We start from the raw sequence: 24,314 nt of genomic DNA, 5'->3' as shown, positions 1-24,314 counted from the left end.
GCCTGAGCCGGGTATTTTTATTATTTGATATAGGTAAACGCGGTAGTGACGTGTTTCACGCCGCTCACCCGGCTGGCAATATCGGCTGCCGCTTTGCCTTCCCGGTCGGTGACCAGACCCAGCAGGAACACTTCCCCGTTCTCGGTAGTCACTTTTACGTTTGATGATTTCACCTGGTCAGTGCCCAGCAACTGGGAACGGACTTTGGTGGTAATCCAGGTATCAGACGAGGCCGTTCCCAGACCAATCGGCTGTCCCTGGCGCACTTCGTTGAAGACTTCGGTTGTCCCTTCCACACCCATCGCTATCTGTTTTGCCCGCGAAGCGAGCTCTGTATTTGGAGACTGGCCTGCCAGCAACACTTTGCCCTGATACGCCGTCACATTGATGCGTGCTTCTTTCTTAATTTGTTCGTCTTTCGACAGGGCGCTGTTTACGCGCAGTTCAAGCGTACTGTCATCAACCTGTGTACCGACAGAGCGCGGATCGGTCGCCGCTTTCGTGCCAACGGCAGCTGTACCAACAACAGCTGCAGCAATACATCCCTGAAGTAGCAGTGCAGACATAAGGACTGCGAGGGTCGATAAAGCCTTCATGAGTACTCCTTAATCATCCTGGTGAGGGAAAAGCGTGTTATCGATCAAATCGCATAAGCAGTTCACCGTTAGCATGTGCATTTCCTGAATGCGCGCGCTACGGTGAGAAGGAATGCGGATTTCCACATCCTGTGGCCCTAAAAGGCCCGCGAGTTCACCACCGTCATAACCGGTCAAGGCAACAATAGTCATATCGCGGGTGACGGCCGCTTCTACAGCTTTGACAATGTCGCGGCTGTTTCCGCGCGTGGAGATCGCCAACAGCACGTCTCCGGCATGGCCTAAGGCACGCACCTGCTTCGCGTAAATCTCGTCATGCAGACGATCGTTTGCAATCGCTGTTAAGACCACATTATCGGTATTTAGTGCAATGGCAGGTAAACTAGGTCGTTCTGTTTCAAAACGATTTATCATACTGGCAGCAAAATGCTGTGCATTGGCGGCGGATGTACCATTGCCACAACAGAGGATTTTGTTGCCGTTTAGCAGGGACTGTACCAGCGTCATCGCTGCGCGAGAAATCGCGTCCGGGAGGGCTTCCGCCGCTGCAATCTGAGTTTGAATGCTTTCTGTGAAGCACACTTTAATTCTTTCGAGCACGTTATCCCTTTTAAATCTTATTTATGCTTCGCCAAACGCGTTTTTTAGCCATTCGATCTCATTTCCGGTGAAGGCTATCACATCGAAACGGCAATCCACAGTATCAAAGCTCCCACTATGGCGGGCAAGCCACAAGTGGGCAGTGTGTAATAATTTACGTTGTTTGGCGAGCGTCACGCTGGCAGCCGCACCGCCGAATTGCGATGACTGCCGATAACGGACTTCGACAAACACGGTTGTTTGACCCTCTTTCATGATGAGGTCAATTTCGCCGCCACGTCCACGCACGTTGGCGGCGATAAAGCGCAATCCCTTGCCTTCAAGCCAGCGGCGCGCGTTCATTTCCCATGCGTCACCGGCTTGTTTGCGGCTTAACTGGCCGGGACGATTTGCCCCTGCTGGTATTTGAGCCATGATAACTTCCTGTTAATCACGCAGTCCTGAGTTGCTGTCAAATCGCCTGTATTCCCGTTGAGCTCGAAGCCCGGAACCTGGCGCATCTGGGTAAAGTGGTTTGCCAGAGCCCAGGCATCCACACCCATTGCATACAGTCTTGCCAGTGAGTAGTCGTTATGGACGGCACTCAACGCCTGTTGCATCAGTGCCGGGTTGCTTCCTGCCAGCATGGGGATTTCGCTGTACTGCAGCCCGTCCATTTCCAGTCGGAAATCCGGGCCCGCTGTGCCTTGCGCGCTACGTGAGCTTGCGTACAACGTTGCACCGCTCTGACTACCGTTACGCATCGCAATCATGGGCTTGATGAAGGCAATCTCTTCCGGTGTCGCGACGATATAGGCCGCATCCACTTTCCCCCCACCGCTGATCTGCGCATCGGTCGGTGGGGCAGGGATCGTCAGGCCGCCAATGGTTACGCCCTGCTGAGGGGGAAGGCTTGCTGTTACCGGGCTACCGTTCAGTGCAATACCCGCGCCGCCGTTGACACCCGCCCTCAGTTCTGAGGAGGAGCCAAATTTCTGCTGTAGCACCACGCCGCCACCCAGTTTTTGCCATTCCTGAGCAAAGGCGGTCGCCACACGGTCGCCCAGAGTACTGCGCGGAATGAGCAGCAGAGGGGCTTGCTTGCCTTGCTCGTGAATATGACGCGCCGCATCGCGGGCTTCATCTTCCGGAGAGAGGGCGAAGTAGCACATATTTGCGCGGTTCTGAACCTGTTCCGGCTGGTTGAGGGCCAGCACATTCAGCGTGGTGTTGCTTTTCATCAGTTCATCGACATTGTTTTTCAACAATGGACCTACAACGATACTCGCTCCATCCTTCTGGACTTGCGCCAGTACCTGATCGAGCGGCTGAGAGCTGGTATCGTAAATCTTCAGTTCCGCACCGGGGTTCGCACCTGTCGTTACGGTGGTAGCAGGTTGCGGTTGCGTCGCAGGCTGTTGTATCGGTGTGGTTGCCTGTGATTGCGTCGTCGCTGTGTCGCTGGCGGAGGCCGCAGGTGTCGCTGGAGCCTGAGCCGGACTCTGCTGTGCCGCGGCGCCTGGTGCAGGCGTTGCCGCAGGGGCAGTCGTTGGTGCGGTGACCGGGTTTTGCATTGTGCCCTGAGCTGGCGTTTGAGCGGTTGTCAGATCACTGGTCTCGGCAGCAGAGGGGCTAACCACGTTCGCTACGTTTGCCGCCTGAGCCGCTTGTTCAGGAACGGCATTACCTGCAACGGCCGTTGTGCCATTTTTCGCAGCTTCAAAGCCTTGCTGGATAGTGCGACCAAACACCGCAGCCTGACCGTTTAACGGCAACAGCAGAGCAATTTTATTGGTGGATGCGGGTTTGAAGTTCTGCACGTTCACCAGTTGCGATGGCAGTAATTTCGCTCCTGGGTTTTGCGGATAACGTGTCTGCCAGTCGGTAATACCGGCTTTCAGCATTGTTGGATCGCTACGGTTGTTAAACCACATCTGCTGCAGATCCAGCCAGCCTTGCAGAACATTTTCATCTGCATTGATCACCAGGGCCTGCGCCTGTTCTGGCGTCATTGCGGAAAGGGCCTGCCAGGTGGCATCAATATTTTTCTGCTTGTCTGCACCGCTCAACAGCGGCTCTTGCGCAATTAAGGCGCGCAGCAGTTGCAGTGAAGGACGACCTTGCTCGGCGGCAATGCCTGCCTGCCAGAAACGAGCCTGTTGGTTTTTATCGAGCGAGCTAACATCAATATCACCCAGCATTTTTTTCGCTGCCGGATAATCTTGTTGCACAATCTTCAATTCCGCAGCCAATAAAGCCTGTTCACGATGCTGAGCATCGTTCAGTTCTTTCGGTAACTGATTAAACAGATCGGCGGCCTGCTGCGTTTTACCTTCTTTCAGCAGTGCACGAATGGCGAGTAATTGCCAGTTGGTCTTGGTATCATTTGAGCTCTGCGACATTTGTTGCAGATAAAAGCCAGAATCAGCCTGTGCCGATCCCTGCATGTGGGCAGCACTTTGATCGGGTGTCTGCGTGCCACAGCCTGCGAAAAACAAGGCTGCCAGCACAAGAGGCACGCTGCGCGCGGCTTTTGTTCGAAGAAACGTTAACGGTACCATACTGTATCCAGTGATTTTTTTTTACGCAATGCTCAATAATAAATCGGCACTACGGACTAAACAATGAAACAACACGAAACGGCAGATAATTCTCAAGGCCAGCTTTATATTGTACCTACTCCTATCGGGAATTTGTCTGATATTACCCAACGTGCGCTCACTGTATTGCAAGCGGTTGATTTAATTGCTGCTGAGGATACCCGCCATACAGGGCTACTGCTGCAACATTTTGCCATTAACGCCCGTCTGTTCGCCCTGCACGATCACAATGAGCAACAAAAAGCCGAAACGCTGGTGGCGAAACTGAAAGAGGGGCAGAACATCGCCCTGGTGTCCGATGCGGGTACACCGTTAATTAATGATCCTGGCTACCATCTGGTTCGTACGTGTCGTGAAGCGGGTATCCGCGTTGTCCCTCTGCCTGGGCCTTGTGCGGCCATTGCAGCATTAAGTGCGGCGGGTTTACCGTCCGACCGTTTCTGCTACGAAGGCTTTCTTCCGGCAAAATCTAAAGGCCGTCGCGACACACTGAAAGCGCTGGAAGCTGAACCACGCACGCTGATTTTTTATGAATCCACCCACCGTCTTCTGGAAAGTCTGGAAGATATGGTGGCCGTCTGGGGCGAATCCCGCTATGTCGTGCTGGCACGTGAACTGACCAAAACCTGGGAAACGATTCATGGTGCGCCGGTTGGCGAACTCCTCGCATGGGTGAAAGAAGACGAAAACCGTCGTAAAGGCGAGATGGTACTGATTGTTGAAGGACACAAAGCTGAAGACGATGCCTTGCCTGCTGATGCACTGCGTACACTGGCACTGCTGCACGCCGAATTGCCGCTCAAGAAGGCTGCTGCGCTTGCCGCTGAGATCCACGGCGTGAAAAAGAATGCACTGTATAAGTACGCGCTGGAGCAGCAGGGCGAATAAAACGAACGGCCGGGCGCATGCCACTTCGCCCGGCGTATTTTATTGGCTAGTGAGTGTGATAAAAACAGGTCGGGTGTGGATGCAACCACAGAAAAGAGGCCGGAATATGGGTCGTGACCTTACCCTTCTTCAGCGCTGAAAAAGCATTCTCTTTACCTTCACCAGAAACCAAAAGCAGGACTTCTTTTGCTGCCAAAATATCCCTCAGGCCCAGGGTGATCCCTTGCTCAACAGGGGCGGCCGCCAGCTTTAACATGTCGTGAAGCCGGGTGCGCTCGTCAAGATGTGTGATGTGGCAGGCTGGCTCAAGGATGTCATCAGGCTCGTTCAGACCAAGATGCCCGTTTTTACCAATCCCCAGCAGGCAGAGATCCAGGCCGCCACGTAGCGCGATCTGCTCGACGATGCGTGTACACTCCTGCGAATCTGCGTTATCCGATACAAACGAGATATAGCGTTCAGGTGTGATACCCAGCGGTTGAATAATATGCTGCTGCAAAAAGGCTTCACATGTTGCCGGATTGTCCGGCGGTAATCCCACCCACTCATCCAGTTTCACGATAGTCATCTGGCTGACATCCACCTGACGCGCATTCACCTTTTCAACGAAAAGCTGATAGGTCAGCTTCGGAGTTGCGCCTGTCGCCAGGCAGATCACCGCACTGGGTCTACGCACAATAAGAGCCAGTAAATGCTCGCTAACTGCCTCGCTAAGCGAGTGATAATCCGGGTGTTCCTGAAACGTGATTCCGCACATTTACAGCACTCTCAGGGCGGAACCGAGAATGGCCAGAACAAACGTCACGGCAATCAGAAGAACCGGATGCGCCTTCTTCACACGTAGCAGGTAGTACATCAGCAGGGTATAGCCCATCGGCAAGATATTCGGGAACACCTTGTCAAAAAAGTCCTGCTGGAGGGCAACATTGTGGGTCGCATCGATGGCAAAGGTAGTGACAACGTTTATATGAACATATGACGCAATCAGCCCGCCTATTACGGTGATCCCGAGAATCGTTGCGGAACGGGCGATCATCTGCGAGTTCTCACGGACTTTGTCGATGGCCTTTACCCCGACCGAATAACCGATGTGCGTCCAGCCTACGCGCAGGAAAAAGATTGCAAGGTAGACTGCAAAGAACAGAATCGGCCCAAGAAGATTTCCCTGGCTGGCAAATGAAGAACAGATCCCGGCCATAATAGGTAGCAGGGTAAACCAGAAGATCGCGTCACCAATCCCGGCGATGGGCCCAAACAGCGCCACTTTTAGGCCTTTGATAGTGCTGCGGTTTTCTCCTTTCTCTTCCATTGAGATCAACAGACCCATCAGGAATCCCACCAGGTTAGGATGGGTGTTGATAAATTCCAGATGGTCCTTCATGGCGGCGCTCAGGCCTTCTTTGTCGCCTTTGTAGATTTTCTTCAGAAGCGGCAGCATGGCCCAGGTAAAGCCACCCGCCTGCATCCGTTCATAGTTAAAGCTGGCCTGAAGCAAGGACGATCGAAATCCCAGGCGAGTGATGTCTTTTTTACTGATTTCAGATCCCATTGCTGTAATCCTCTTCATCGTTTTTCTGAGCGACAGGTTGTGGCTGCGCGGCGTTTTTGGCTTTGGCGTTAAAGTATTCGTACACGGCAAATCCAGCGCCTAACACCGCGACTGGCAGCAAATTGCTGACCTGGATATAACAGACGAACAAGAAGCCGGCGATAAGATAGGGAATGTACTGTGCCTTAAACATAACGCGGAGCAGTAAGCCGAAGCCGACAGCAGGAAGAATACCCCCCGCGACTTCGAAGCCGTGTGTAAGCCAGGCTGGCATGGCTTTCACTAACGCCTGCATAGCTCCTTGTGCAAGATAGGTGCAGAGGAAGGTAATAATGGCGTAAGTACAGGCCACTATCAGTGTGGTTGTCCAGTTGAGCCGGCCAAACGCGGCGCTATTCGCTTCCTTCGCGTAGTTATCGGCTTTCGACATAAAGAGTGAAAAGGCCGAATAGAAAAACAGGATCACATACTGCATTAACAGGCTAAACGGCAGACCAAGCCCGATAGCGGTTTTCGCATCAACCCCGGTTGACCAGGCAATGACCGTGGTCATGACCCCTGCCATGATGGGGTTTGGTGGTTGTACGCCGCCCGCGGGGGTTAGCCCGGCAAAAGCTAACTCGGTAAGCCCCCCCGTAATCAGACCAATATGGATATCGCCAAGAATGGCCCCTGTCAGGGTACAAACGATAATGGGACGGAACAAAAACAGGGCTTCCAGCCAAAAATCAATCCCCAGGAAAAAAACCAAAGCCGCCAGGGATATGCCCTGGATAAGTGTTATTTCATGCATTTTATGGCCTCGTACTTGTTGCTTTTAAAATGAGAATATCGAGACACTGCGCTTAATCAGGAATGCTTTCCTTAGCATCCCCAGGTACATCCTGAATAAAAACGTTAACGCCATGGTGTTTGATAAATTGCAGATTGCTCAGGTCGTTATCGTCGACATAAACCTTGCTGCTAATCTGTTTTTTCCCTTCGGAGAAGTGCATGTTTCCGACGTTAACGTCTTTCAGGGGAACGCCCCCTTCAACGAGTTTTTTAACGATCTCCGGAGTGCGGCAAATCAGGAAAATCTTCTGGTGAGGCGCCGCTTTCGAAATGATGGCGATCGTTTTCTCGATCGAGAAAAAGCGAATGCCGAACCCGTAGGTATCTGCAGTGATCCCCATCAGTTTTTGCTGGATGTCGTCTTTGGCCACGTCGTCATCAACAACGATAAGCAAATTAGCCCCGATGGTTGATGTCCATGTCACGCCGACCTGCCCGTGAACAAGACGGTTATCAATGCGAGTTAAAAGAATATTAGGAGTGCTCATATAAGGGATTCCTGCGTTATAAAACGGCTTCCGAATCGATCGTCAATCTGTTGGCCGATCCACAAATCGTGATTTTGCTTCTGACCACCTCTTTCATGGCATCCATTCCAACGCGCATGTAATAACGCGGATCGTTACCCTGCGGGTTTTCGGCGAACCAGGCTTTGACGGCATCCGAAAAGGCAATTTTGAGCTCTGTCGCCACATTCACTTTACACACGCCCAGTTCAATTGTGCGGCGTACATATTCATCTGGCACATCACTTGCGCCGTGCAGAACCAGGGGAATATCGACCACGTTGCGGATCTCTTCCAGGCGTTTGAAGTCGATTTTGGGGCGTTTGGTATACAGGCCATGTGCAGTGCCAATCGCGACCGCAAGGCTGTCCACGCCAGTCAGTTCGACAAAGCGTTTCGCTTCCTGAGGATCTGTCAGGAAGGCGCTTTCGGCATCCACACTCATGTCATCTTCCACGCCACCAAGACGGCCCAGTTCAGCCTCCACGCTACAGTCATTGAGATGGCAGAAATCGACCACGGATTTCACCAGCTTCACGTTTTGTTCGAACGGATAGTGGCTGCCGTCGATCATTGCGCTACGCACCCCGGCATGGACCTTACGACGAATATCGTCAAGCGATTCATGGTGATCGAGATGCAGTGCCAGTGGCATGTCATAAGTGATGGAGTAGGCATTACACAGGGCGTAGATCTCTTCGAGAGCGATGTGTTTAAACGTCCCAGGTGTGCCTGCCAGGATCACCGGCGATCGCATTTCGCTGCACACTTCGAGGATCGCCTGGATCGTCTCTGCGTTGTGGATGTTGAAGGCAGGAACGGCGTAGCCTTTTGCCTGTGCATCCTGCAAAAGATATTTGGTTGAAATAATGCTCATGATGGGATCCTCTTATGCCAGCCACGGATGAATGACAACGCCCTGCACAACACGGTTGACTGTGCCGCTGGTGGAGGGGGTGTCTGGTGTATTGCCAACGTGAAGAGACTGGGTGAGTGCGAAAACCTGGGCATACATCAGGAAGCAGAAAGCCAGTTCCACATCGATAAAGGTGCGTGAAGGGGGTAGCAGGAGATGCGGACCGGCTTCAATGACGGCATCAGGATCTGCGGAAATAGCGACAACGCGCATTGCCTGCTGGTCCCGGCGCAACTCTGTCAGCAGGTCGAGATCGTACTGACGCGTATACGGATGGCTTGAAACCAGCACCACCACCAGGGTTTCATGATCGACCAGTGATTTCGGCCCATGCCGGAAGCCAGTCGGTGAGTCGTAAAATGCCGCCATTTTCCCCGCGGTCAGTTCGAGCACTTTCAGTGCTGACTCACGTGCCACCCCCTGTAAACCGCCGCTTCCCAGGTAGACGATCCGTTTCCAGGGTTCATAGCCAAACACGCCATGGCTGAAATCACCGAGCGAGTTCAGGATCGTCTGGCAGCGATTGGCCACGTCCTGGAACGTATTGCTGTTGATGGTCTCCGGCGCGAAAACGGCCAGACAGCTTGCCATCATGGTGGTGATACTGCTGGTCATGGCAAACCCGCGATCGTGGGTTTCGGCTGGCATGAGTAACGCGAAGGCGTTATCACTTTTGACCGCATTCTGGTACAGGCTACCGGCCTCATTACAGGTGATTGAGAGGTGGTAACATTCCGGCACAAACTGATTGGCCAGCTCCACCGCGGCAACGCTTTCAGGGCTATTGCCAGAGCGGGCGAAAGAGACCAGCAGCAGTGGATGCGAGGCGCTGAGGTAATCCATCGGATTCGTGACCAGATCGGTCGTAGGGACGGCGGTGATGTTTTTCCCGGTGTGGCTGGCAAGCCACGGCGCAATGATGTCGCCAATGAATGCTGATGTGCCTGCGCCTGTGAGGACGATTCGGAGATCGTTTTTATGCAGCAGAGGGGTCAGAAAACGGTCGATTGATGCACGTAGACGATCGATGTTGGTGAGTGAACGGATCCAACTGGCAGGTTGCTGGCGGATCTCTTCTTCAGTCCATGTGCCGGTTGTTTCGGCAACGGCGGTGTACGTTTCAGGCATAACTTGGTCCTTAGTCGTGTGAATTCCACATCAGACGCTGGCAAACTTGTCGCTATCTTTCGTTTCGTTTCACTTGTTCACGTAATCAGTTAAATAAAATCTATAGAAAAGAAATCGAAAGTTCAATATCGAAAAAGAAATAAAATGAAAAGTGTGATCGACAAAGAAAAGCACCAAAAAGAGAGAGGAAAAGGAAAGGAAAAGAAAGGCCTTACGATTGAATACCGAAGGCCAATGGGACACACAATAAAAGGGCTAAAGGGGGAGAGCCTGACCCTGAATCCAGATTTGCTGAAGGTGTAAACCACCATTCAGTGCAATAACGTTGGCTTGCTTGCCCGGACTGAGCGATCCCGACTGGCGATCGATCCCAAGCAGACGAGCCGGATGAAGGGAGGCCATATGGATAGCCTCCTGCGATGAAACGCCAGCCTGTTCCACCATGTTGCGCACAGCGGCATCCAGAGACAGCGTGCTTCCGGCCAGGCCACCGCTCGTCGTGCGGACAATTCCATTGCGCATGTCCACACTTTCGCCGCACAGGGAATAGCGCCCGTCCGGCATACCTGCGGCCTGCATTGCATCAGTCATCAACACGATGCGCCCTTTTGCACAACAGCAGCACACCTGCATGGCGGCGGGGTGAACGTGATGACCGTCGGCGATCAACTCAAGCCAGGCTCGGGGGTCGGTCAGGCCAGCCCCGACCATGCCAGGCTCCCGGTGATGCAGGCCGGTCATGCCGTTGTAGCAATGCACTAACCCGTCGGCGCCTGCGTCGAAGGCTGCGCGAGTTTGCGCATACGTTGCGGCGCTATGCCCCAGCATCACCCGAACGCCACGTTGTCTGAGATGACGAATCGCCTCCAGCGCACCGGGCTTTTCAGGGGCGAGAGCCACCACGCGCAGTGTATTTTGCGACGTGGTGATCAACGCATCCAGCTCGGCAATATCCAGTTCACGGAACAGTTCCGGTGGATGTGCGCCTTTGTTCTGCGGCGTAAAGTACGGCCCTTCCAGATAACTCCCGAGTACCAGTGCGCCGGGGCCACCGGATTGCTTTCGTCGGGCGATGCGTGCCAGCGTCGCGCGAATAGCCTCCAGCGGAGCGGTGACGGTAGTAGGCAGAAAGCAGGCAACCCCTTCGCGCGCTTTATGCATTGCCAGAATGTCGAGCGCATCCGGGGTGTCATCCATGACATCCACACCTGCACCACCGTGAACGTGCGTATCGATATACGCCGGGCACAGCAGTTCGGCATCTCTCGCTGTAACGCCAGGTGGAACAGGCGCTATGGCGGTGATAACGCCGTCTTCAATCTGTAGCTGGTGGTCGTCAAGCCAGCCCTGTTCGGTCAGCAGGCGTCGGGCACGCAGCACCTGAGTCATATTCCTTCCTCAACCGTACTCTCTTCGCGACAGCGCCCCAGTTCATCAACCAGGCTTGTCAGGCCGCGATGCCCACACTCCAGGGCTTGCAGACGAAACGCTTCGCCATTAAGCCCCTCGCGATCCAGAACCATTTCCAGCAACAATTGCAGGTTTGTGCCGGTTATGACTTCGCTGCCGGGTTTTTGCATGGCCAGCGTTGAAGCGACGCGGAAGGGAGTTCCGCCCAGCAAGTCAGTAAGAAAAACAATATCGTCCTCGCTATCCAGATCGCTGACCGCCTGTTCAAGCTGTGAGGTGAGAAGCGCAGTGGTGGACGTTTCCGGAAAATCGACGGCGATAAACTGTGATTGCTCACCGAGGATCTGCTTCATCGCTTTTTCCATCCCGCTGGCAAAGCCACCATGACCGGTCAAAATAATGCCTAACATCTCAGACTCCTTTGCAGTTACAGGAAGTGACAGAACTTACCGACGACACCCAGTACAACGGTGATGGCGATGAGGCGCAGTGGGCTCCATCCGCGGCGAACCAGCCAGAACATGGTCAGGGTATAGACCAGGGGTAAAAATGCAGGCATCAGTTTGTCGATAACATCCGTTTGCAGTTTTACGACGGCATCACCCGCGGTGATTTCCAGCGTGGTGTTGAGACGGACGTAAGTGGCAACTAACGCGCCTATCACGGTCATCCCGACAATAGAAGCAGCATGCCCAACCTTTTTGGTATTGGCTTTTATCAACGGAATGGCGGCAACCCCCATACGATAAGCATAGTGCGCCAGGCCAAAACGCAGGCCGAGATGTACCACGTTGAACAGCACGATAAAGACCACGGCTCCCAGGATTGAGCCCTGAAGCGCGAGGCTTGCGCCGATGCCACCACAGATAGGGAGCAGCGTCAGCCAGAACATGGCATCGCCAATGCCGCCAAGCGGTGCGCCAACGGCAATCTTGGTGCTCTGAATGCTGTTAACATCCTGCTTGGAGCGCTCCATCGCGAGAATGATGCCAATGACAAAGGTCACCAGGAAGGGGTGCGTGTTGAAGAATCCCATGTGCCCTTTCATGGCGCGCGCAAGGTCACGCTTATTGGTGTGGATCTTTTTCAGTGCAGGCAGCAAACCATACAGCCAGCCGGATGCCTGCATACGTTCATAGTTGAAGGAAGCCTGCAGAAGCATTGAGCGCCATGCGACCCGGTTAATGTCTTTTTTGGTCAGCTCCGCACCGATACTCTGATCTTCATAGATGTTTTCATTTACGCCGGAGAGCAGCGTCTCGTCAGTATCGGAGACAGTCGGCAGTGTTGTTTGATTAGATGCCATCTTCGAATTCCTCTTTCTGAGCTACCGGAGCGGTGGGTTCAGGTGTCTTACGCAAAAAGTCGATCAGTGCCATCGCCAGCGCAGCCGCTGCAATAGCCAGCACAGGAAGCTTGAGCCAGGCCGCTGCGACAAAACCGAGGATGAAATAGGGGATATAGACGTTTTTCATCATGATTTTTAGCAGCACGGCAAAACCAATGGCTGGCATAATGCCGCCCGCCACGCCGAGACCATCAATCAGACGCGCCGGCAGGACATCAATGGCGGTTTTCGCGTGCTCCGCCCCGAAGTAGATCGGCAGGAAAGCACAGAGAAAGTAGAAAATACCCAATGCCAGTAGAGCCAGGTAATTCACGCGCTCAATGCCTGTGGTATCCGCATTTGCGGCCATTCGGTCACAGCGTGCCATCACTCCCGACATCACAGAGAAGAGGAACGTAATCCCCATTTGTACGGCAACGGCGAAAGGAACGGCAACGCCAACGGCAACCTCGGGTTTTACCCCAGTGGTAATGGCAAAGGTGGTTCCCACAATCGTGCCGATAATCACGTTAGGTGGCTGTGCACCTGCCAGCGGAGCCAGACCCATCCAGACCAGTTCCAGCGTTCCCCCGGTCAAAATACCGGTATGCAAATCGCCAAGGATCAGGCCCACCAGAGGCCCAAGCACCACGGGACGGTGCATGTGCGTTAACCCGTTGAACATATCCAGGCCGGCAATAAAGGCAAGAATGCCCAATGCAAATGCCTGTAACAGACTGATTTCCATTGTGAATCCCTCAGAGTAGTTTAAAGAGATCCAAAGCGGGTTCTGTCGGAACGCCCTGTACAAAGCATTCGACCCCTGAGGCTTTCAGGCTGTTGAATGCAGCAATATCGTGAGCGTCGACAGAAACCGTTTTGGCAATTTGTTGCTTGCCATTGGCGTAGTGCATGTTTCCTACGTTTATGCGGGTAACGGGGACGCCACCCTCGACCAGTTTCTGGAAATCAGCGGGTGACTTGCAGACCAGCAGGATTTTTTGCCGATCGGCGGCGCGGTGAATGTTGTCGATCACCTTTTGCAGGGTCCAGAAGCGCACTGCAATCCCTTCAGCCAGCACCATTTCCATCAGGTTTTGCTGGACCGAATCTTCAGCCACCTCATCATTGGCCACCAGCACCAGATTGGCTCCGGCAAACCCCACCCACTGAACGCCGACCTGGCCGTGAATCAAACGTTCGTCGATGCGGTTTAAGACAATATTTGGCATAGCGTTTTCCTCTTTTTTGTTATGCGTTATAGGACGCAACACCCTGGCAGGCAGTGTGGTACTGCTCCAGTATGTCCTGAATGTGGTTAATGATGAGGGCCTTCGGCGTCGCGTTGAGAGCGCCCTCGCGAACTTTGCTGTACTGCAGCGGTAAATACTGGCTGATGAGCGGCAGGGGAATGGGCTGATCGGCCAGGTTACGGACCAGTCGTTCGAAGGCTTCATCAATCTGGCTATCGGGCCAGTAGTAACGCACCCGGTCGGAATAGCTGTATCCACGCGCCAGGCGTCGTGCGTTACCGTCACCGTGGTAGTGGCTTTGCCAGTATTCTGGGCGGTCGAGCATCACGTTTTCCAGGACGTGACGCAGGCCGGAGCAGGCTTTGGCAGGCAGCAGTTCTTCCTCGATGGCAGCCAATGAAAACAGGGCTTCACGCAGGGCAAATGTCAGGGCCGGACCCACCTTCAGAATGGCGAAATGGTCTTTCACCAACTGGCGCAGAGCCTGAGGTGTCTGGTAATCGGTGGAGTGTGCTTCAAACACCAGCGTGTCATAGTGTTCAACCATAGCGCTCAGCGCGACGGCTTTCTCCGGCTGATAATCAATGACGTTTGTATGATCGAATTCGACGCCAGGCTGCACGACCAGCCCGATAATTCGCGGCCAGATGGCACTCAGGCCGAGAGCTTCGAAAGCATGACGGTGAGCCTCTAGAGTGGCTTGTGCCGCATCGGGCGTGGTGGCTTGCAGTTCAGTGAGTGCCTCGTGAGCGCCACCGGGAACCGGAACCTCTGTGCCGATGATGTACACCAGATCAGACTCACCCCACAGATCCTGACAGGTCTCTTCGGCGATTTTTGCCAGTCGCGCGGCGCGTTCAGCAACGATTTCATCGGTGAGTGGCAGGGGATCACCTTCGCAGGACATACTGCAATCGAGGTGGATCTTTTTAAATCCGGCGGCCACATAGCTTTTGATGAGATCGTCCGCATTCGCCATCGCCTGGGGGGCAGGCAAGTGTTGCCAGCGGTTTGGGCCGAGATGATCGCCACCCAGAATCAGTGATGAAAGCGGGAAACCGAGCGAGTCTGCAAGCTGACAGACAAAACCGCGAAAGTCAGCGGGCGTCATGCCGGTGTAGCCGCCGAATTGATCCACCTGGTTGGACGTGGCTTCAATCAACAGCGGCGTAGCGTTTGCGTGGGCGTAGCGAATGGCGGCTTCCAGTACCAGCGGATGCGCGGAGCAGACGGCATAAATCCCGTTTGTTTTCCCCTGTTTATGCTGTTCCACCATAGTTGTCAGATGTTTCACTTTCCTCTCCATTTTGGATGGTGATGGTATTCATCTTTCGTTTTGTTTCATTTAATCCTGCATCATGGTGATATAAAAATAAAACGAAAGATAATAGTTTTCCGATCTGTTTCACAAAAGAAACATAATGAAAGGTTTCAGCACCGAAGGCGTCGCAGGAAGAGCACTCAGGGGGACTTGCATTCCATAAAAAGAAAGGCGTTAATAGATAAAACGAAATGAAACGAAAGATTTTTTATAAAGGAGTGCTTATGAGCAGCACCGATTCATCCGCAGACAAGCGTATCAGCGGCACAAGCGAAAGACGTGAGCAGATCATCCAGCGGTTGCGTCAGCAGGGAAGTGTGCAGGTTAACGATCTTTCTCTCTTATATGGCGTCTCCACGGTAACGATCCGTAACGATCTGGCGTTTCTTGAGAAGCAGGGCATTGCTGTTCGGGCTTACGGTGGTGCGCTGATTTGTGAGGGCAACGTGCCTGGTGCTGAGCCCTCAGTGGAAGATAAAAGTTCTCTCAATACTGCGGTGAAGCGCAGTATTGCCCAGGCGGCAGCGGCGCTGGTGAAGCCGGGCCATCGCATCATTCTGGATTCGGGAACCACAACCTGTGAAATCGCCCGTATGCTGCGCCAGCACACGGATGTGATTGCCATGACTAACGGTATGAACGTGGCAAATGCACTGCTGGATGCGGAAGGGGTTGAGCTGCTGATGACCGGTGGGCATCTGCGCCGTCAGTCCCAGTCGTTCTACGGCGACCAGGCGGAGCAGTCACTCCAAAATTATCATTTTGATCTGCTGTTTCTCGGGGTCGATGCCATTGATCTGGACAGAGGGGTGAGCACGCACAACGAGGACGAAGCGCGGCTCAACCGCAAAATGTGCGAAGTGGCTGAGCGGATTATCGTGGTCACCGACTCGACCAAATTCAACCGGTCAAGCCTGCATAAGATTATTGATACGCAACGCATTGATATGATTATTGTCGATGAAGGTATTCCGGCGGAGAGTCTGGAAGGGCTGCGGAAAAGCGGGATTGATGTGGTATTGGTTTAAGAGGGCTTTCCCCCTCACCCTAACCCTCTCCCTATGAGGAGAGGGGACCGTTAGGTGCAGTTGGGAATATGAATCAGGTCACAGGAGCCGGGTTAAACACCGCCAGTTGATTATGTAATCCCCATTGGTCAGAGAACGTTTTCTTGCGACCGCTCGCCACATCAAGGATGAAGTGGAACAGTTTCCAGCCGACATCCTCAATGCTCTCTTCCCCGGTAGCGATTGTCCCGGCGTTGATGTCCATTAAGTCATACCAGCGGTTCGCCAACTCTGTGCGTGTCGCCATCTTAATAACCGGAACCGCCATCAGGCCGTAAGGTGTACCGCGACCGGTGGTGAAGACTTGCACGGTGATCCCGGACGCAACCTGCTGGGTTCCACAGACAAAATCGCTGGCCGGTGTGGCGGCGTAAATCAAGCCACGTTTCGTTGGGCGCTGGCCCGGTGAAAGAACTTCTGAAATCGCACTCTGACCGGATTTAGCAATCGATCCGAGCGCTTTTTCAACCACGTTAGCCAGGCCACCTTTTTTGTTGCCCGGAGACGGGTTGGCGCTACGATCTGTTTTGCCCATATCAAGATAGTTGTCGTACCAGGCCATCTCTTCCAGCAGGCGTTTACCCACGTCTTCGTTGATTGCGCGGGGTGTCAGCAGGTGGATAGCATCACGCACCTCGGTGACTTCAGAGAACATGACCGTTGCGCCACAGCGTACAAACAGGTCAGAGGCATAGCCCACCGCCGGGTTTGCCGTTACACCGGAGAACGCATCGCTGCCACCGCACTGCGTTCCTACTACCAGTTCAGAAGCCGGACAGGTTTCACGCTGACGCTGGTTCAGCTTTTCGAGGTGACGGACGGCAACCTGGAGGATATCGTCGACCATTGATTTAAAACCAACGTGGTGTTCATCCTGCAGACGCACGATGCTGGCATCGTCCACGGCAATGGCTTGCACATCTTCGGTTCCCTGAAGCAAACGTTCGGGTTGCAGTTTTTCGCAGCCCAGGCCAATGACCATCACTTCGCCACCAAAATTCGGGTTCAGGGCGATGTTATGAATGGTACGAATGGGCACAACCGCCGCCGGGGCGTTGATTGCCACACCACATCCGTAAAGATGGTTCAGACCCACCACGCCATCAACATTTGGGTATTTTGGCAACAGATCGCGCTCGATGATTTTCACGACATAATCGACGACGCCTGCCACACAATGCACGCTGGTGGTAATACCGAGCAGGTTTTTTGTCCCGACGCTACCGTCCGCGTTGCGGTAACCCTCAAAGGTATACCCTTCCAGAGGGGGCAGGGGGTCAGGGATTCGGGTTGCCAGCGGTAAGGTGTTCAGCGGCGGCGCTTCCGGCAGTTCGACCAGCGACTCGTCAATCCAGCTTCCTTGTGGAATAGCGCGAACAGCGTAGCCAATCACTTCGCCATAGCGAACGATTTCGCCGTGTACCGGAATATCCACCAGGGCAACTTTATGCCCCTGAGGGATATGTTCAATAAGTTCCAGTCCGTCCGGAAAACGTGTTCCCGCTTTTAAACCGTTGTCATTAACAATAATCGCCACATTATCTGTGTCGTGTACTTTTATATAGAACGCCGTCGGCGACGCTTGTCGAATTTCAATGTCAGCCATTGTTCAGTATTCTCCAGCAAAGTGTCAGATATTAAATGCAGCCAGGAAAGTATTTATTTTCTTATTGTCGGAAATAAAGGTGCTGCTTTCTTAAATAAAGAATGTCAGGACTTGAAGGATAAAAATGTGATCGAGATCACTCATCAATGCGAGAGAGGGCGCAGCCTGGAGGGGAATGCGTAAATCTGTGGATTAGCGCCCAGGGTATTGGGCATATGCTCAAAGTATTGTTCATATTTTATTTGATAATTGAGCTATTCAACAATGTGCAGAAACCAGTCGATGTTTATACTTAACCTCGATTTCATTGCATCTGGTTAATTAACTGATATTGCCTGCTATCGATAATAATCAGTAAGAACTTCCCGAAATAATAATAAAAATACCTGGATCGATGTACCTGAGGAAATAAAAATGTCACTGGAAACTGCTGTAGAAACAAAGAAAGGTATTCATACCCGTCATTTAATACTACTGATTATTTTTATTGTTACCGCGGTTAACTACGCAGACCGGGCAACACTTTCTATTGCCGGGACCGAAGTGGCAAAAGAGCTGCAGCTCAGTGCCGTGTCGATGGGTTACATCTTCTCTGCGTTTGGCTGGGCTTATCTGCTGATGCAGATCCCTGGCGGCTGGCTGCTCGATAAATTTGGTTCAAAGAAGGTTTACACCTATAGCCTGTTCTTCTGGTCGCTGTTCACCTTCCTGCAAGGGTTCGTTGATTTGTTCCCGCTGGCGTGGGCAGGCATCTCAATGTTCTGTATGCGCTTTATGTTGGGCTTCTCGGAAGCGCCTTCATTCCCGGCCAACGCCCGTATTGTGGCGGCCTGGTTCCCGACCAAAGAGCGTGGTACAGCCTCGGCCATTTTTAACTCTGCACAGTATTTCTCACTGGCGCTGTTCTCTCCCTTACTGGGCTGGCTGACCTTCGCCTGGGGCTGGGAACATGTCTTTACCGTAATGGGCGTTATTGGCTTCGTACTGACCGGAATGTGGGTCAAGTTCATTCATAATCCAACCGATCACCCGCGTATGTCTCCAGAAGAGCTGAAGTTCATCTCCGACGGTGGGGCGGTGGTCGACATGGATCACAAGAAGCCTGGTGATAAAGCGGCAAGCGGTCCTAAACTCCACTACATCAAGCAGTTGTTGACTAACCGCATGATGCTGGGCGTCTTTTTTGGTCAATACTTTATTAATACGATCACCTGGTTCTTCCTGACATGGTTCCCAATTTATCTGGTGCAGGAAAAAGGGATGTCGATCCTGAAAGTCGGCCTGGTGGCTTCTATTCCGGCGCTGTGTGGCTTTGTTGGTGGTGTTCTGGGCGGTGTGTTCTCGGATCATCTGATCAAAAGCGGTAAGTCCATTACGGTGGCGCGTAAGTTACCCATTGTGCTCGGTATGTTGTTGGCGTCATCCATTATTTTGTGTAACTACACCAATAACACCGCATTGGTGGTCACGCTGATGGCGCTCGCCTTCTTCGGTAAAGGCTTTGGTGCACTCGGTTGGCCTGTGATTTCCGATACTGCGCCTAAAGAGATTGTGGGTCTGTGCGGTGGGGTGTTTAACGTCTTTGGCAACGTGGCGTCGATTGTTACGCCGCTGGTGATTGGCTATCTGGTGAGTGAGCTGCATTCATTTAACGCAGCACTGGTCTTCGTTGGCTGTTCCGCACTGATGGCGATGTTCTGCTACCTCTTCGTAGTGGGCGACATCAAACGCATGGAATTGCAGAAATAAATCATGATTCATTGAAGGTATAAGCGATGAGTAACGATATTTTCCCGAACAAATTTAAAGCGGCTCTGGCAGCAAACGAGATCCAGATTGGTTGCTGGTCCGCACTGGCAAGCCCAATCAGCACAGAGGTGCTGGGTCTGGCTGGATTCGACTGGCTGGTTCTTGATGGTGAGCATGCACCAAACGATATCAGCACTTTTATTCCTCAACTGATGGCGCTCAAAGGTAGCCACAGCGCGCCAGTGGTCCGCGTGCCAACCAATGAGCCGGTGATTATCAAGCGCCTGCTGGACATCGGGTTTTACAACTTCCTGATCCCGTTTGTCGAAAACGTTGAGGAAGCCGTTCAGGCGGTAGCATCGACCCGCTATCCACCAGAAGGCATTCGCGGTGTGTCAGTTTCCCATCGTGCCAACATGTTTGGCACTGTGCCGGACTACTTTGCCCAGTCCAATAAAAACATCACCATCCTGGTACAGATTGAGAGCCAGCAGGGGGTGGACAACGTGGATGCCATTGCGGCAACCGAAGGCGTAGACGGCATCTTTGTCGGGCCAAGCGATCTGGCTGCTGCACTGGGCCACCTCGGCAACGCCGGCCACCCGGAAGTGCAACGCGCTATCCAGCATATTTTTGCCCGTGCAAAAGCACACGGTAAACCGAGCGGCATTCTTGCACCGGTTGAAGCGGATGCGCGTCGCTATCTGGAATGGGGCGCAACCTTTGTTGCCGTGGGTAGCGACCTCGGCGTATTCCGCTCTGCCACGCAGAAGTTAGCGGATTCCTTTAAGAAATAATCACCACTGAGAAAGAGAGAGACGCAATTATGACACTGAAAGTTGGTTTTATTGGCCTGGGTATCATGGGTAAACCAATGAGTAAAAATCTCATTAAAGCCGGTTACTCACTGGTGGTTTCTGACCGTAACCCAGAGGCTGTCGCGGAAGTCATTGCTGCTGGCGCAGAAACGGCGACCACCGCAAAAGCCATTGCTGAACAGTGTGATGTGATCATCACCATGCTGCCAAACTCCCCGCATGTGAAAGACGTGGCGCTAGGTGAAAACGGCATTATTGAGGGGGCGAAGCCGGGTCTGGTGGTGATTGATATGAGTTCTATCGCCCCACTGGCAAGCCGTGAAATCAGCGATGCGCTGAAAGTAAAAGGTGTCGATATGCTGGACGCGCCGGTCAGCGGCGGTGAGCCAAAAGCGATCGACGGTACGCTCTCTGTCATGGTCGGCGGCGACAAAGCGATTTTCGACAAATACTACGATCTGCTGAAAGCGATGGCGGGCTCCGTGGTACACACCGGCGATATTGGTGCGGGTAATGTCACCAAACTGGCGAACCAGGTGATTGTCGCCCTGAACATTGCGGCGATGTCCGAAGCGCTGACGCTGGCCACCAAAGCCGGTGTAAACCCGGACCTGGTTTATCAGGCGATTCGTGGTGGTCTGGCAGGTAGCACGGTGCTGGATGCGAAAGCGCCGATGGTGATGGATCGTAACTTTAAACCAGGCTTCCGTATTGATCTGCATATCAAGGATCTGGCGAATGCGCTGGATACCTCTCACGGCGTGGGCGCGCAGTTGCCGCTGACCGCAGCCGTGATGGAGATGATGCAGGCGCTGCGCGCGGAGGGGCTGGGAACGGCGGACCACAGTGCCATTGCGTGCTACTACGAAAAACTGGCGAAGGTAGAAATCTCTCGCTAATAAAGACGGGCGCGGGAACGCGCCCGGTGTTTTTGCCGAGTGCAGTAACAGGCTACAACTATGAAAATCGTAATCGCTCCAGACTCTTATAAAGAAAGCCTTTCTGCCACCGAGGTAGCTCAGGCGATAGAAAAAGGATTTCGGGAAATCTTCCCCGATGCACTTTATGTTTCTGTTCCTGTTGCCGATGGCGGAGAAGGTACAGTCGAAGCGATGATTGCCGCGACCCACGGGACAGAGCAGCATGCCGTTGTCACCGGGCCTCTGGGCGAGAAGGTTAACGCCTGCTGGGGAATGTCAGGTGATGGACTGACTGCGTTTATCGAAATGGCAGCGGCCAGCGGTCTGGCGCTTGTCCCGCCTGCACAGCGAAATCCTCTGGTCACCACCTCACGCGGGACCGGGGAACTGATCCTCAGTGCGCTGGATAAAGGAGCCCGTAATATCATTATCGGTATTGGCGGCAGTTCGACCAACGATGGTGGCGCGGGGATGATGCAGGCTCTGGGGGCAAAGCTGTGCGATGCCAATGGTAAAGCGATCGGTTACGGTGGTGGTAGTTTGATGACACTCAACAGCATTGATGTGTCAGGGCTTGATCCCCGGCTGAAGGCCTGCACTATCCGCGTGGCATGCGATGTCACCAATCCGCTGGTGGGAGATAAAGGTGCGTCCCGTATCTTTGGCCCGCAGAAAGGAGCTGATGAGGGAATGATCCTCGAACTGGATGCTAACCTCAGCCACTATGCCGACGTGATTAAATCCGCACTGCGCATTGATGTGAAGAATGTGCCGGGTGCAGGAGCGGCAGGAGGAATGGGGGCGGCATTAATGGCATTCCTCGGCGCGGAATTACGGAGTGGCATAGAGATTGTGACGCAGGCGCTCAACCTGGAAGAACATATCCATGACTGCACCTGGGTGCTGACGGGAGAAGGGCGTCTCGATAGCCAGAGTATCCACGGCAAAGTGCCTGTTGGGGTGGCAAATGTTGCGAAGAAATACCATAAACCGGTGATCGGTATTGCCGGAAGCCTGACCAATGATGTGGGGGTGGTGCATCAGTATGGTATTGATGCCGTATTCAGCGTGTTGACCAGCATTGGCTCACTGGAAGAGGCGTTCCGGGGAGCGTTTGACAATATTTATCGCGCGTCGCGCAATATCGCCGCCACTTTACAGATGGGGATGCGTACGCAAGGGTGACAGCGGCGCGTAAACCCACTATACTGCGCGCCGAAGCTGACCAGACAGTCGCCGCTTCGTCGTCGTCCTCTTCGGGGGAGACGGGCGGAGGGGAGGAAAGTCCGGGCTCCATAGGGCAGGGTGCCAGGTAACGCCTGGGGGGGAAACCCACGACCAGTGCAACAGAGAGCAAACCGCCGATGGCCCACGCAAGTGGGATCAGGTAAGGGTGAAAGGGTGCGGTAAGAGCGCACCGCGCGGCTGGCAACAGTCCGTGGCACGGTAAACTCCACCCGGAGCAAGGCCAAATAGGGGTTCATAAGGTACGGCCCGTACTGAACCCGGGTAGGCTGCTTGAGCCAGTGAGCGATTGCTGGCCTAGATGAATGACTGTCCACGACAGAACCCGGCTTATCGGTCAGCTTCACCTTCTTAAAAAACCCCGCTTCGGCGGGGTTTTTGCTTTTGTGCTTACCGATTTTGTCAGTTGGTCTGGTGTCGCTGTCGCGGCAAATGAAATCAATTCTCAATTTTGCGACAGTAAGCACATTTCACTATTTTACTGTCTCCTGGTTAAATCATCACTCCATGAGTGATCGCAATCGCAAAATTACACGCTAAAAAATGACCATTTTCCAGTGTTGTTAGTATGTTAATGTTGTTGTGTTAATGGTGCTGATAATTTTCATATTTGATAAACAGATATTGAAACTAAAAACATTTACCATGTGAATGTGTGATATATGCCGCCCTTTCTATCCTGCCTGAGAAATTATTATCGACTTATTTGATAAATTACAAAAATGTTTAATGTGGATAATGACTATTTATTAGCCTTTAATTGCCTGAAAGATAGTCTTTATTGATATTTTTAAATAACAGAGAATCACCATGGTTATCGCCATAAAATAAATTTATTACTGCGGTTTTTGTTGATCAATATCAGCCAAACAGTATGTTTTGTTTTATTTAACGCATTGAAATTAAATGAGATTAATATGATTTTGATGAGGCCGGTGATCGTGCGAAAAGATAAGTTGTGAGTAACAGCACATACCCCCTAAGACAATATTGAGTAGAATCCTCTCCGTCATAGGGAAATAAGCGCAGAATATTATGAATACTATTATTCTACCGAAAACACAGCACCTCGTGGTATTTCAGGAAGTCATTAAAAGTGGCTCCATAGGTTCTGCTGCAAGACAACTGGGTCTGACGCAACCAGCCGTCAGCAAAATTATTAGCGATATTGAGTCCTACTTCGGCGTTGAAGTCATGGTTCGCAAAAACACCGGCGTAACACTCACCGCTGCAGGCCAGGTTCTGCTCTCGTATTCAGAGTCGATCACCCGCGAAATGAAAAATATGGTGAGCGAAATTAACAGCCTCAGTTTCAGTACCGTCATGGATGTCTCATTTGGCTACCCGTCGCTGATTGGCTTCACGTTCCTCTCCAGTATGATCAAGAAATTCAAGGAAGTGTTCCCAAAAGCGCGTGTTTCTATGTTTGAGGCCCAACTCTCGTCGTTCCTGCCCGCCATCCGTGATGGGCGGCTGGATTTTGCTATCGGCACGCTGAGCGATGAAATGCTGCTCCAGGATCTGCACGTAGAGCCTCTGTTCGAATCCGAGTTTGTGCTGGTGGCCAGCAAGTCACGAACGTGCACCGGTTCGACAACCCTGGCATCGCTCACGCATGAGCAGTGGGTGATGCCGCAAACCGATATGGGCTATTACAAAGAGCTGTTAACCACCCTTCAGAATAATCACATCAATATCGAAAATATCGTCCAGACTGATTCCGTTGTTACCATCTATAACCTTGTTCTGAATGCCGATTATCTCACGGTTATTCCTCGTGACATGATTGCGCCGTTCGGTTCTGACCAGTTTATTGTATTACCTGTGGAAGATGAATTACCTGTCGCGCGCTACGCTGCCGTGTGGTCAAAAAATTACAGAATTAAAAAATCGGCTTCAGTATTAGTTGAGCTGGCTAAGCAATATTCTTCACAGAACAGTGAAAGACGACGATGATTAATTAACAACCTTATTGCAGTAACTATTTTTAAAAAACACCCAG

Annotated in this window: 24 protein-coding genes and 1 other RNA gene; 8 read left to right on the top strand and 17 right to left on the bottom strand. The window is 52.7% G+C overall.

Annotation, left to right across the window (positions count from 1 at the left end; translation table 11 throughout):
- Positions 1–20: 20 nt before the first annotated feature.
- Genes dolP through HV346_RS20085 form a run of 4 tightly spaced genes read right to left on the bottom strand, consistent with a single transcriptional unit; the run spans position 21 to position 3,736 of the window.
- A complete protein-coding gene (gene dolP, locus HV346_RS20100) occupies positions 21–596 on the bottom strand; it encodes a division/outer membrane stress-associated lipid-binding lipoprotein (protein WP_181620926.1) in 576 nt (191 codons plus the stop codon).
- Positions 597–605: 9 nt separating this feature from the next.
- A complete protein-coding gene (gene diaA / locus HV346_RS20095) occupies positions 606–1,196 on the bottom strand; it encodes a DnaA initiator-associating protein DiaA (RefSeq protein WP_003861754.1) in 591 nt (196 codons plus the stop codon).
- A 21-nt stretch (positions 1,197–1,217) separates the two neighbouring features.
- On the bottom strand, positions 1,218–1,610 hold the full coding sequence (locus HV346_RS20090; protein WP_181620925.1) for a YraN family protein: 393 nt from the start codon (positions 1,608–1,610) through the stop codon (positions 1,218–1,220).
- Positions 1,568–3,736, bottom strand: a complete 2,169-nt coding sequence (locus tag HV346_RS20085) for a penicillin-binding protein activator (protein ID WP_181620924.1) — start codon at positions 3,734–3,736, stop codon at positions 1,568–1,570. Before HV346_RS20085 ends, HV346_RS20090 begins: the two co-directional genes overlap by 43 nt.
- A gap of 63 nt (positions 3,737–3,799) precedes the next feature.
- Here HV346_RS20085 and rsmI point away from each other — a divergent pair, with 63 nt between their 5' ends.
- A complete protein-coding gene (gene rsmI / locus HV346_RS20080) occupies positions 3,800–4,663 on the top strand; it encodes a 16S rRNA (cytidine(1402)-2'-O)-methyltransferase (protein ID WP_181620923.1) in 864 nt (287 codons plus the stop codon).
- Between the two features lie 46 nt (positions 4,664–4,709).
- Here the strand turns inward: rsmI and HV346_RS20075 are convergent, their stop codons facing one another.
- The 12 genes from HV346_RS20075 to kbaZ all read right to left on the bottom strand — a co-directional run bounded on the left by HV346_RS20075 (position 4,710) and on the right by kbaZ (position 14,880).
- Entirely contained in the window at positions 4,710–5,420 is a 711-nt protein-coding gene (locus HV346_RS20075) for a galactosamine-6-phosphate isomerase (RefSeq protein ID WP_181620922.1), read from the bottom strand.
- On the bottom strand, positions 5,421–6,212 hold the full coding sequence (agaD, locus tag HV346_RS20070) for a PTS galactosamine transporter subunit IID (protein ID WP_181620921.1): 792 nt from the start codon (positions 6,210–6,212) through the stop codon (positions 5,421–5,423). It abuts the gene before it with no gap.
- On the bottom strand, positions 6,202–7,005 hold the full coding sequence (agaC, locus tag HV346_RS20065; protein WP_181620920.1) for a PTS galactosamine transporter subunit IIC: 804 nt from the start codon (positions 7,003–7,005) through the stop codon (positions 6,202–6,204). Before agaC ends, agaD begins: the two co-directional genes overlap by 11 nt.
- Positions 7,006–7,057: 52 nt before the next feature.
- Entirely contained in the window at positions 7,058–7,534 is a 477-nt protein-coding gene (gene agaB / locus HV346_RS20060) for a PTS galactosamine transporter subunit IIB (RefSeq protein ID WP_181620919.1), read from the bottom strand.
- 16 nt (positions 7,535–7,550) lie between these two features.
- Entirely contained in the window at positions 7,551–8,429 is an 879-nt protein-coding gene (gene kbaY / locus HV346_RS20055; protein WP_181620918.1) for a tagatose-bisphosphate aldolase subunit KbaY, read from the bottom strand.
- A gap of 12 nt (positions 8,430–8,441) precedes the next feature.
- A complete protein-coding gene (locus HV346_RS20050) occupies positions 8,442–9,596 on the bottom strand; it encodes an SIS domain-containing protein (protein ID WP_181620917.1) in 1,155 nt (384 codons plus the stop codon).
- A gap of 255 nt (positions 9,597–9,851) precedes the next feature.
- A complete protein-coding gene (gene nagA, locus HV346_RS20045) occupies positions 9,852–10,985 on the bottom strand; it encodes an N-acetylglucosamine-6-phosphate deacetylase (protein ID WP_181620916.1) in 1,134 nt (377 codons plus the stop codon).
- Positions 10,982–11,416 carry a PTS galactosamine/N-acetylgalactosamine transporter subunit IIA gene (agaF, locus tag HV346_RS20040; protein ID WP_181620915.1) on the bottom strand — a complete coding sequence of 145 codons (435 nt, stop codon included), beginning with the start codon at positions 11,414–11,416 and terminating at the stop codon, positions 10,982–10,984. Before agaF ends, nagA begins: the two co-directional genes overlap by 4 nt.
- Positions 11,417–11,433: 17 nt before the next feature.
- Entirely contained in the window at positions 11,434–12,312 is an 879-nt protein-coding gene (agaE, locus tag HV346_RS20035; RefSeq protein WP_181620914.1) for a PTS N-acetylgalactosamine transporter subunit IID, read from the bottom strand.
- On the bottom strand, positions 12,302–13,081 hold the full coding sequence (gene agaW, locus HV346_RS20030) for a PTS N-acetylgalactosamine transporter subunit IIC (protein WP_181620913.1): 780 nt from the start codon (positions 13,079–13,081) through the stop codon (positions 12,302–12,304). Before agaW ends, agaE begins: the two co-directional genes overlap by 11 nt.
- A gap of 10 nt (positions 13,082–13,091) precedes the next feature.
- On the bottom strand, positions 13,092–13,565 hold the full coding sequence (gene agaV / locus HV346_RS20025; RefSeq protein ID WP_181620912.1) for a PTS N-acetylgalactosamine transporter subunit IIB: 474 nt from the start codon (positions 13,563–13,565) through the stop codon (positions 13,092–13,094).
- Positions 13,566–13,584: 19 nt separating this feature from the next.
- On the bottom strand, positions 13,585–14,880 hold the full coding sequence (gene kbaZ, locus HV346_RS20020) for a tagatose-bisphosphate aldolase subunit KbaZ (RefSeq protein WP_181620911.1): 1,296 nt from the start codon (positions 14,878–14,880) through the stop codon (positions 13,585–13,587).
- A 251-nt stretch (positions 14,881–15,131) separates the two neighbouring features.
- Between kbaZ and HV346_RS20015 the strand changes: the two genes are divergently transcribed.
- Positions 15,132–15,935 carry a DeoR family transcriptional regulator gene (locus tag HV346_RS20015; protein ID WP_181620910.1) on the top strand — a complete coding sequence of 268 codons (804 nt, stop codon included), beginning with the start codon at positions 15,132–15,134 and terminating at the stop codon, positions 15,933–15,935.
- A 73-nt stretch (positions 15,936–16,008) separates the two neighbouring features.
- Here the strand turns inward: HV346_RS20015 and garD are convergent, their stop codons facing one another.
- Complete coding sequence (gene garD / locus HV346_RS20010) at positions 16,009–17,580, bottom strand: galactarate dehydratase (protein ID WP_181620909.1); 1,572 nt, start codon at positions 17,578–17,580, stop codon at positions 16,009–16,011.
- A 414-nt stretch (positions 17,581–17,994) separates the two neighbouring features.
- Between garD and HV346_RS20005 the strand changes: the two genes are divergently transcribed.
- The 6 genes from HV346_RS20005 (at position 17,995) to tdcA (ending at position 24,268) form a co-directional block, all read left to right on the top strand.
- Positions 17,995–19,329 (top strand): MFS transporter, encoded by a 1,335-nt coding sequence (locus tag HV346_RS20005; RefSeq protein WP_181620908.1) that lies wholly within the window; start codon positions 17,995–17,997, stop codon positions 19,327–19,329.
- Positions 19,330–19,355: 26 nt separating this feature from the next.
- Positions 19,356–20,126, top strand: a complete 771-nt coding sequence (gene garL, locus HV346_RS20000; RefSeq protein WP_181620907.1) for a 2-dehydro-3-deoxyglucarate aldolase — start codon at positions 19,356–19,358, stop codon at positions 20,124–20,126.
- A 29-nt stretch (positions 20,127–20,155) separates the two neighbouring features.
- Complete coding sequence (gene garR, locus HV346_RS19995; protein WP_181620906.1) at positions 20,156–21,046, top strand: 2-hydroxy-3-oxopropionate reductase; 891 nt, start codon at positions 20,156–20,158, stop codon at positions 21,044–21,046.
- 60 nt (positions 21,047–21,106) lie between these two features.
- A complete protein-coding gene (gene garK / locus HV346_RS19990) occupies positions 21,107–22,252 on the top strand; it encodes a glycerate 2-kinase (protein WP_181620905.1) in 1,146 nt (381 codons plus the stop codon).
- Positions 22,253–22,284: 32 nt separating this feature from the next.
- Positions 22,285–22,661: RNase P RNA component class A (gene rnpB, locus HV346_RS19985), an RNA gene on the top strand.
- Between the two features lie 686 nt (positions 22,662–23,347).
- Positions 23,348–24,268, top strand: a complete 921-nt coding sequence (gene tdcA / locus HV346_RS19980; protein WP_181620904.1) for a transcriptional regulator TdcA — start codon at positions 23,348–23,350, stop codon at positions 24,266–24,268.
- Positions 24,269–24,314: the final 46 nt, after the last annotated feature.

This window comes from Enterobacter sp. RHBSTW-00994, from assembly GCF_013782625.1.
Classification (GTDB): Bacteria; Pseudomonadota; Gammaproteobacteria; order Enterobacterales; family Enterobacteriaceae; genus Enterobacter.
Note: the sequence above shows the minus strand (reverse complement) of the source record. Positions and strands in the feature narration are given on the sequence as shown.

Bases quoted from the DNA above. Each gene is read 5' to 3' on its own strand.
- kbaY (WP_181620918.1), bottom strand. From the start codon at position 8,429: ATGAGCATTATTTCAACCAAATATCTTTTGCAGGATGCACAGGCAAAA.
- nagA (WP_181620916.1), bottom strand. From the start codon at position 10,985: ATGACTCAGGTGCTGCGTGCCCGACGCCTGCTGACCGAACAGGGCTGG.
- tdcA (WP_181620904.1), top strand. From the start codon at position 23,348: ATGAATACTATTATTCTACCGAAAACACAGCACCTCGTGGTATTTCAG.
- garR (WP_181620906.1), top strand. From the start codon at position 20,156: ATGACACTGAAAGTTGGTTTTATTGGCCTGGGTATCATGGGTAAACCA.
- dolP (WP_181620926.1), bottom strand. From the start codon at position 596: ATGAAGGCTTTATCGACCCTCGCAGTCCTTATGTCTGCACTGCTACTT.
- agaD (WP_181620921.1), bottom strand. From the start codon at position 6,212: ATGGGATCTGAAATCAGTAAAAAAGACATCACTCGCCTGGGATTTCGA.
- agaW (WP_181620913.1), bottom strand. From the start codon at position 13,081: ATGGAAATCAGTCTGTTACAGGCATTTGCATTGGGCATTCTTGCCTTT.
- rsmI (WP_181620923.1), top strand. From the start codon at position 3,800: ATGAAACAACACGAAACGGCAGATAATTCTCAAGGCCAGCTTTATATT.
- HV346_RS20005 (WP_181620908.1), top strand. From the start codon at position 17,995: ATGTCACTGGAAACTGCTGTAGAAACAAAGAAAGGTATTCATACCCGT.
- agaV (WP_181620912.1), bottom strand. From the start codon at position 13,565: ATGCCAAATATTGTCTTAAACCGCATCGACGAACGTTTGATTCACGGC.
- HV346_RS20050 (WP_181620917.1), bottom strand. From the start codon at position 9,596: ATGCCTGAAACGTACACCGCCGTTGCCGAAACAACCGGCACATGGACT.
- garL (WP_181620907.1), top strand. From the start codon at position 19,356: ATGAGTAACGATATTTTCCCGAACAAATTTAAAGCGGCTCTGGCAGCA.
- HV346_RS20015 (WP_181620910.1), top strand. From the start codon at position 15,132: ATGAGCAGCACCGATTCATCCGCAGACAAGCGTATCAGCGGCACAAGC.
- garK (WP_181620905.1), top strand. From the start codon at position 21,107: ATGAAAATCGTAATCGCTCCAGACTCTTATAAAGAAAGCCTTTCTGCC.
- HV346_RS20085 (WP_181620924.1), bottom strand. From the start codon at position 3,736: ATGGTACCGTTAACGTTTCTTCGAACAAAAGCCGCGCGCAGCGTGCCT.
- agaC (WP_181620920.1), bottom strand. From the start codon at position 7,005: ATGCATGAAATAACACTTATCCAGGGCATATCCCTGGCGGCTTTGGTT.
- agaB (WP_181620919.1), bottom strand. From the start codon at position 7,534: ATGAGCACTCCTAATATTCTTTTAACTCGCATTGATAACCGTCTTGTT.
- HV346_RS20075 (WP_181620922.1), bottom strand. From the start codon at position 5,420: ATGTGCGGAATCACGTTTCAGGAACACCCGGATTATCACTCGCTTAGC.
- HV346_RS20090 (WP_181620925.1), bottom strand. From the start codon at position 1,610: ATGGCTCAAATACCAGCAGGGGCAAATCGTCCCGGCCAGTTAAGCCGC.
- agaF (WP_181620915.1), bottom strand. From the start codon at position 11,416: ATGTTAGGCATTATTTTGACCGGTCATGGTGGCTTTGCCAGCGGGATG.
- garD (WP_181620909.1), bottom strand. From the start codon at position 17,580: ATGGCTGACATTGAAATTCGACAAGCGTCGCCGACGGCGTTCTATATA.
- agaE (WP_181620914.1), bottom strand. From the start codon at position 12,312: ATGGCATCTAATCAAACAACACTGCCGACTGTCTCCGATACTGACGAG.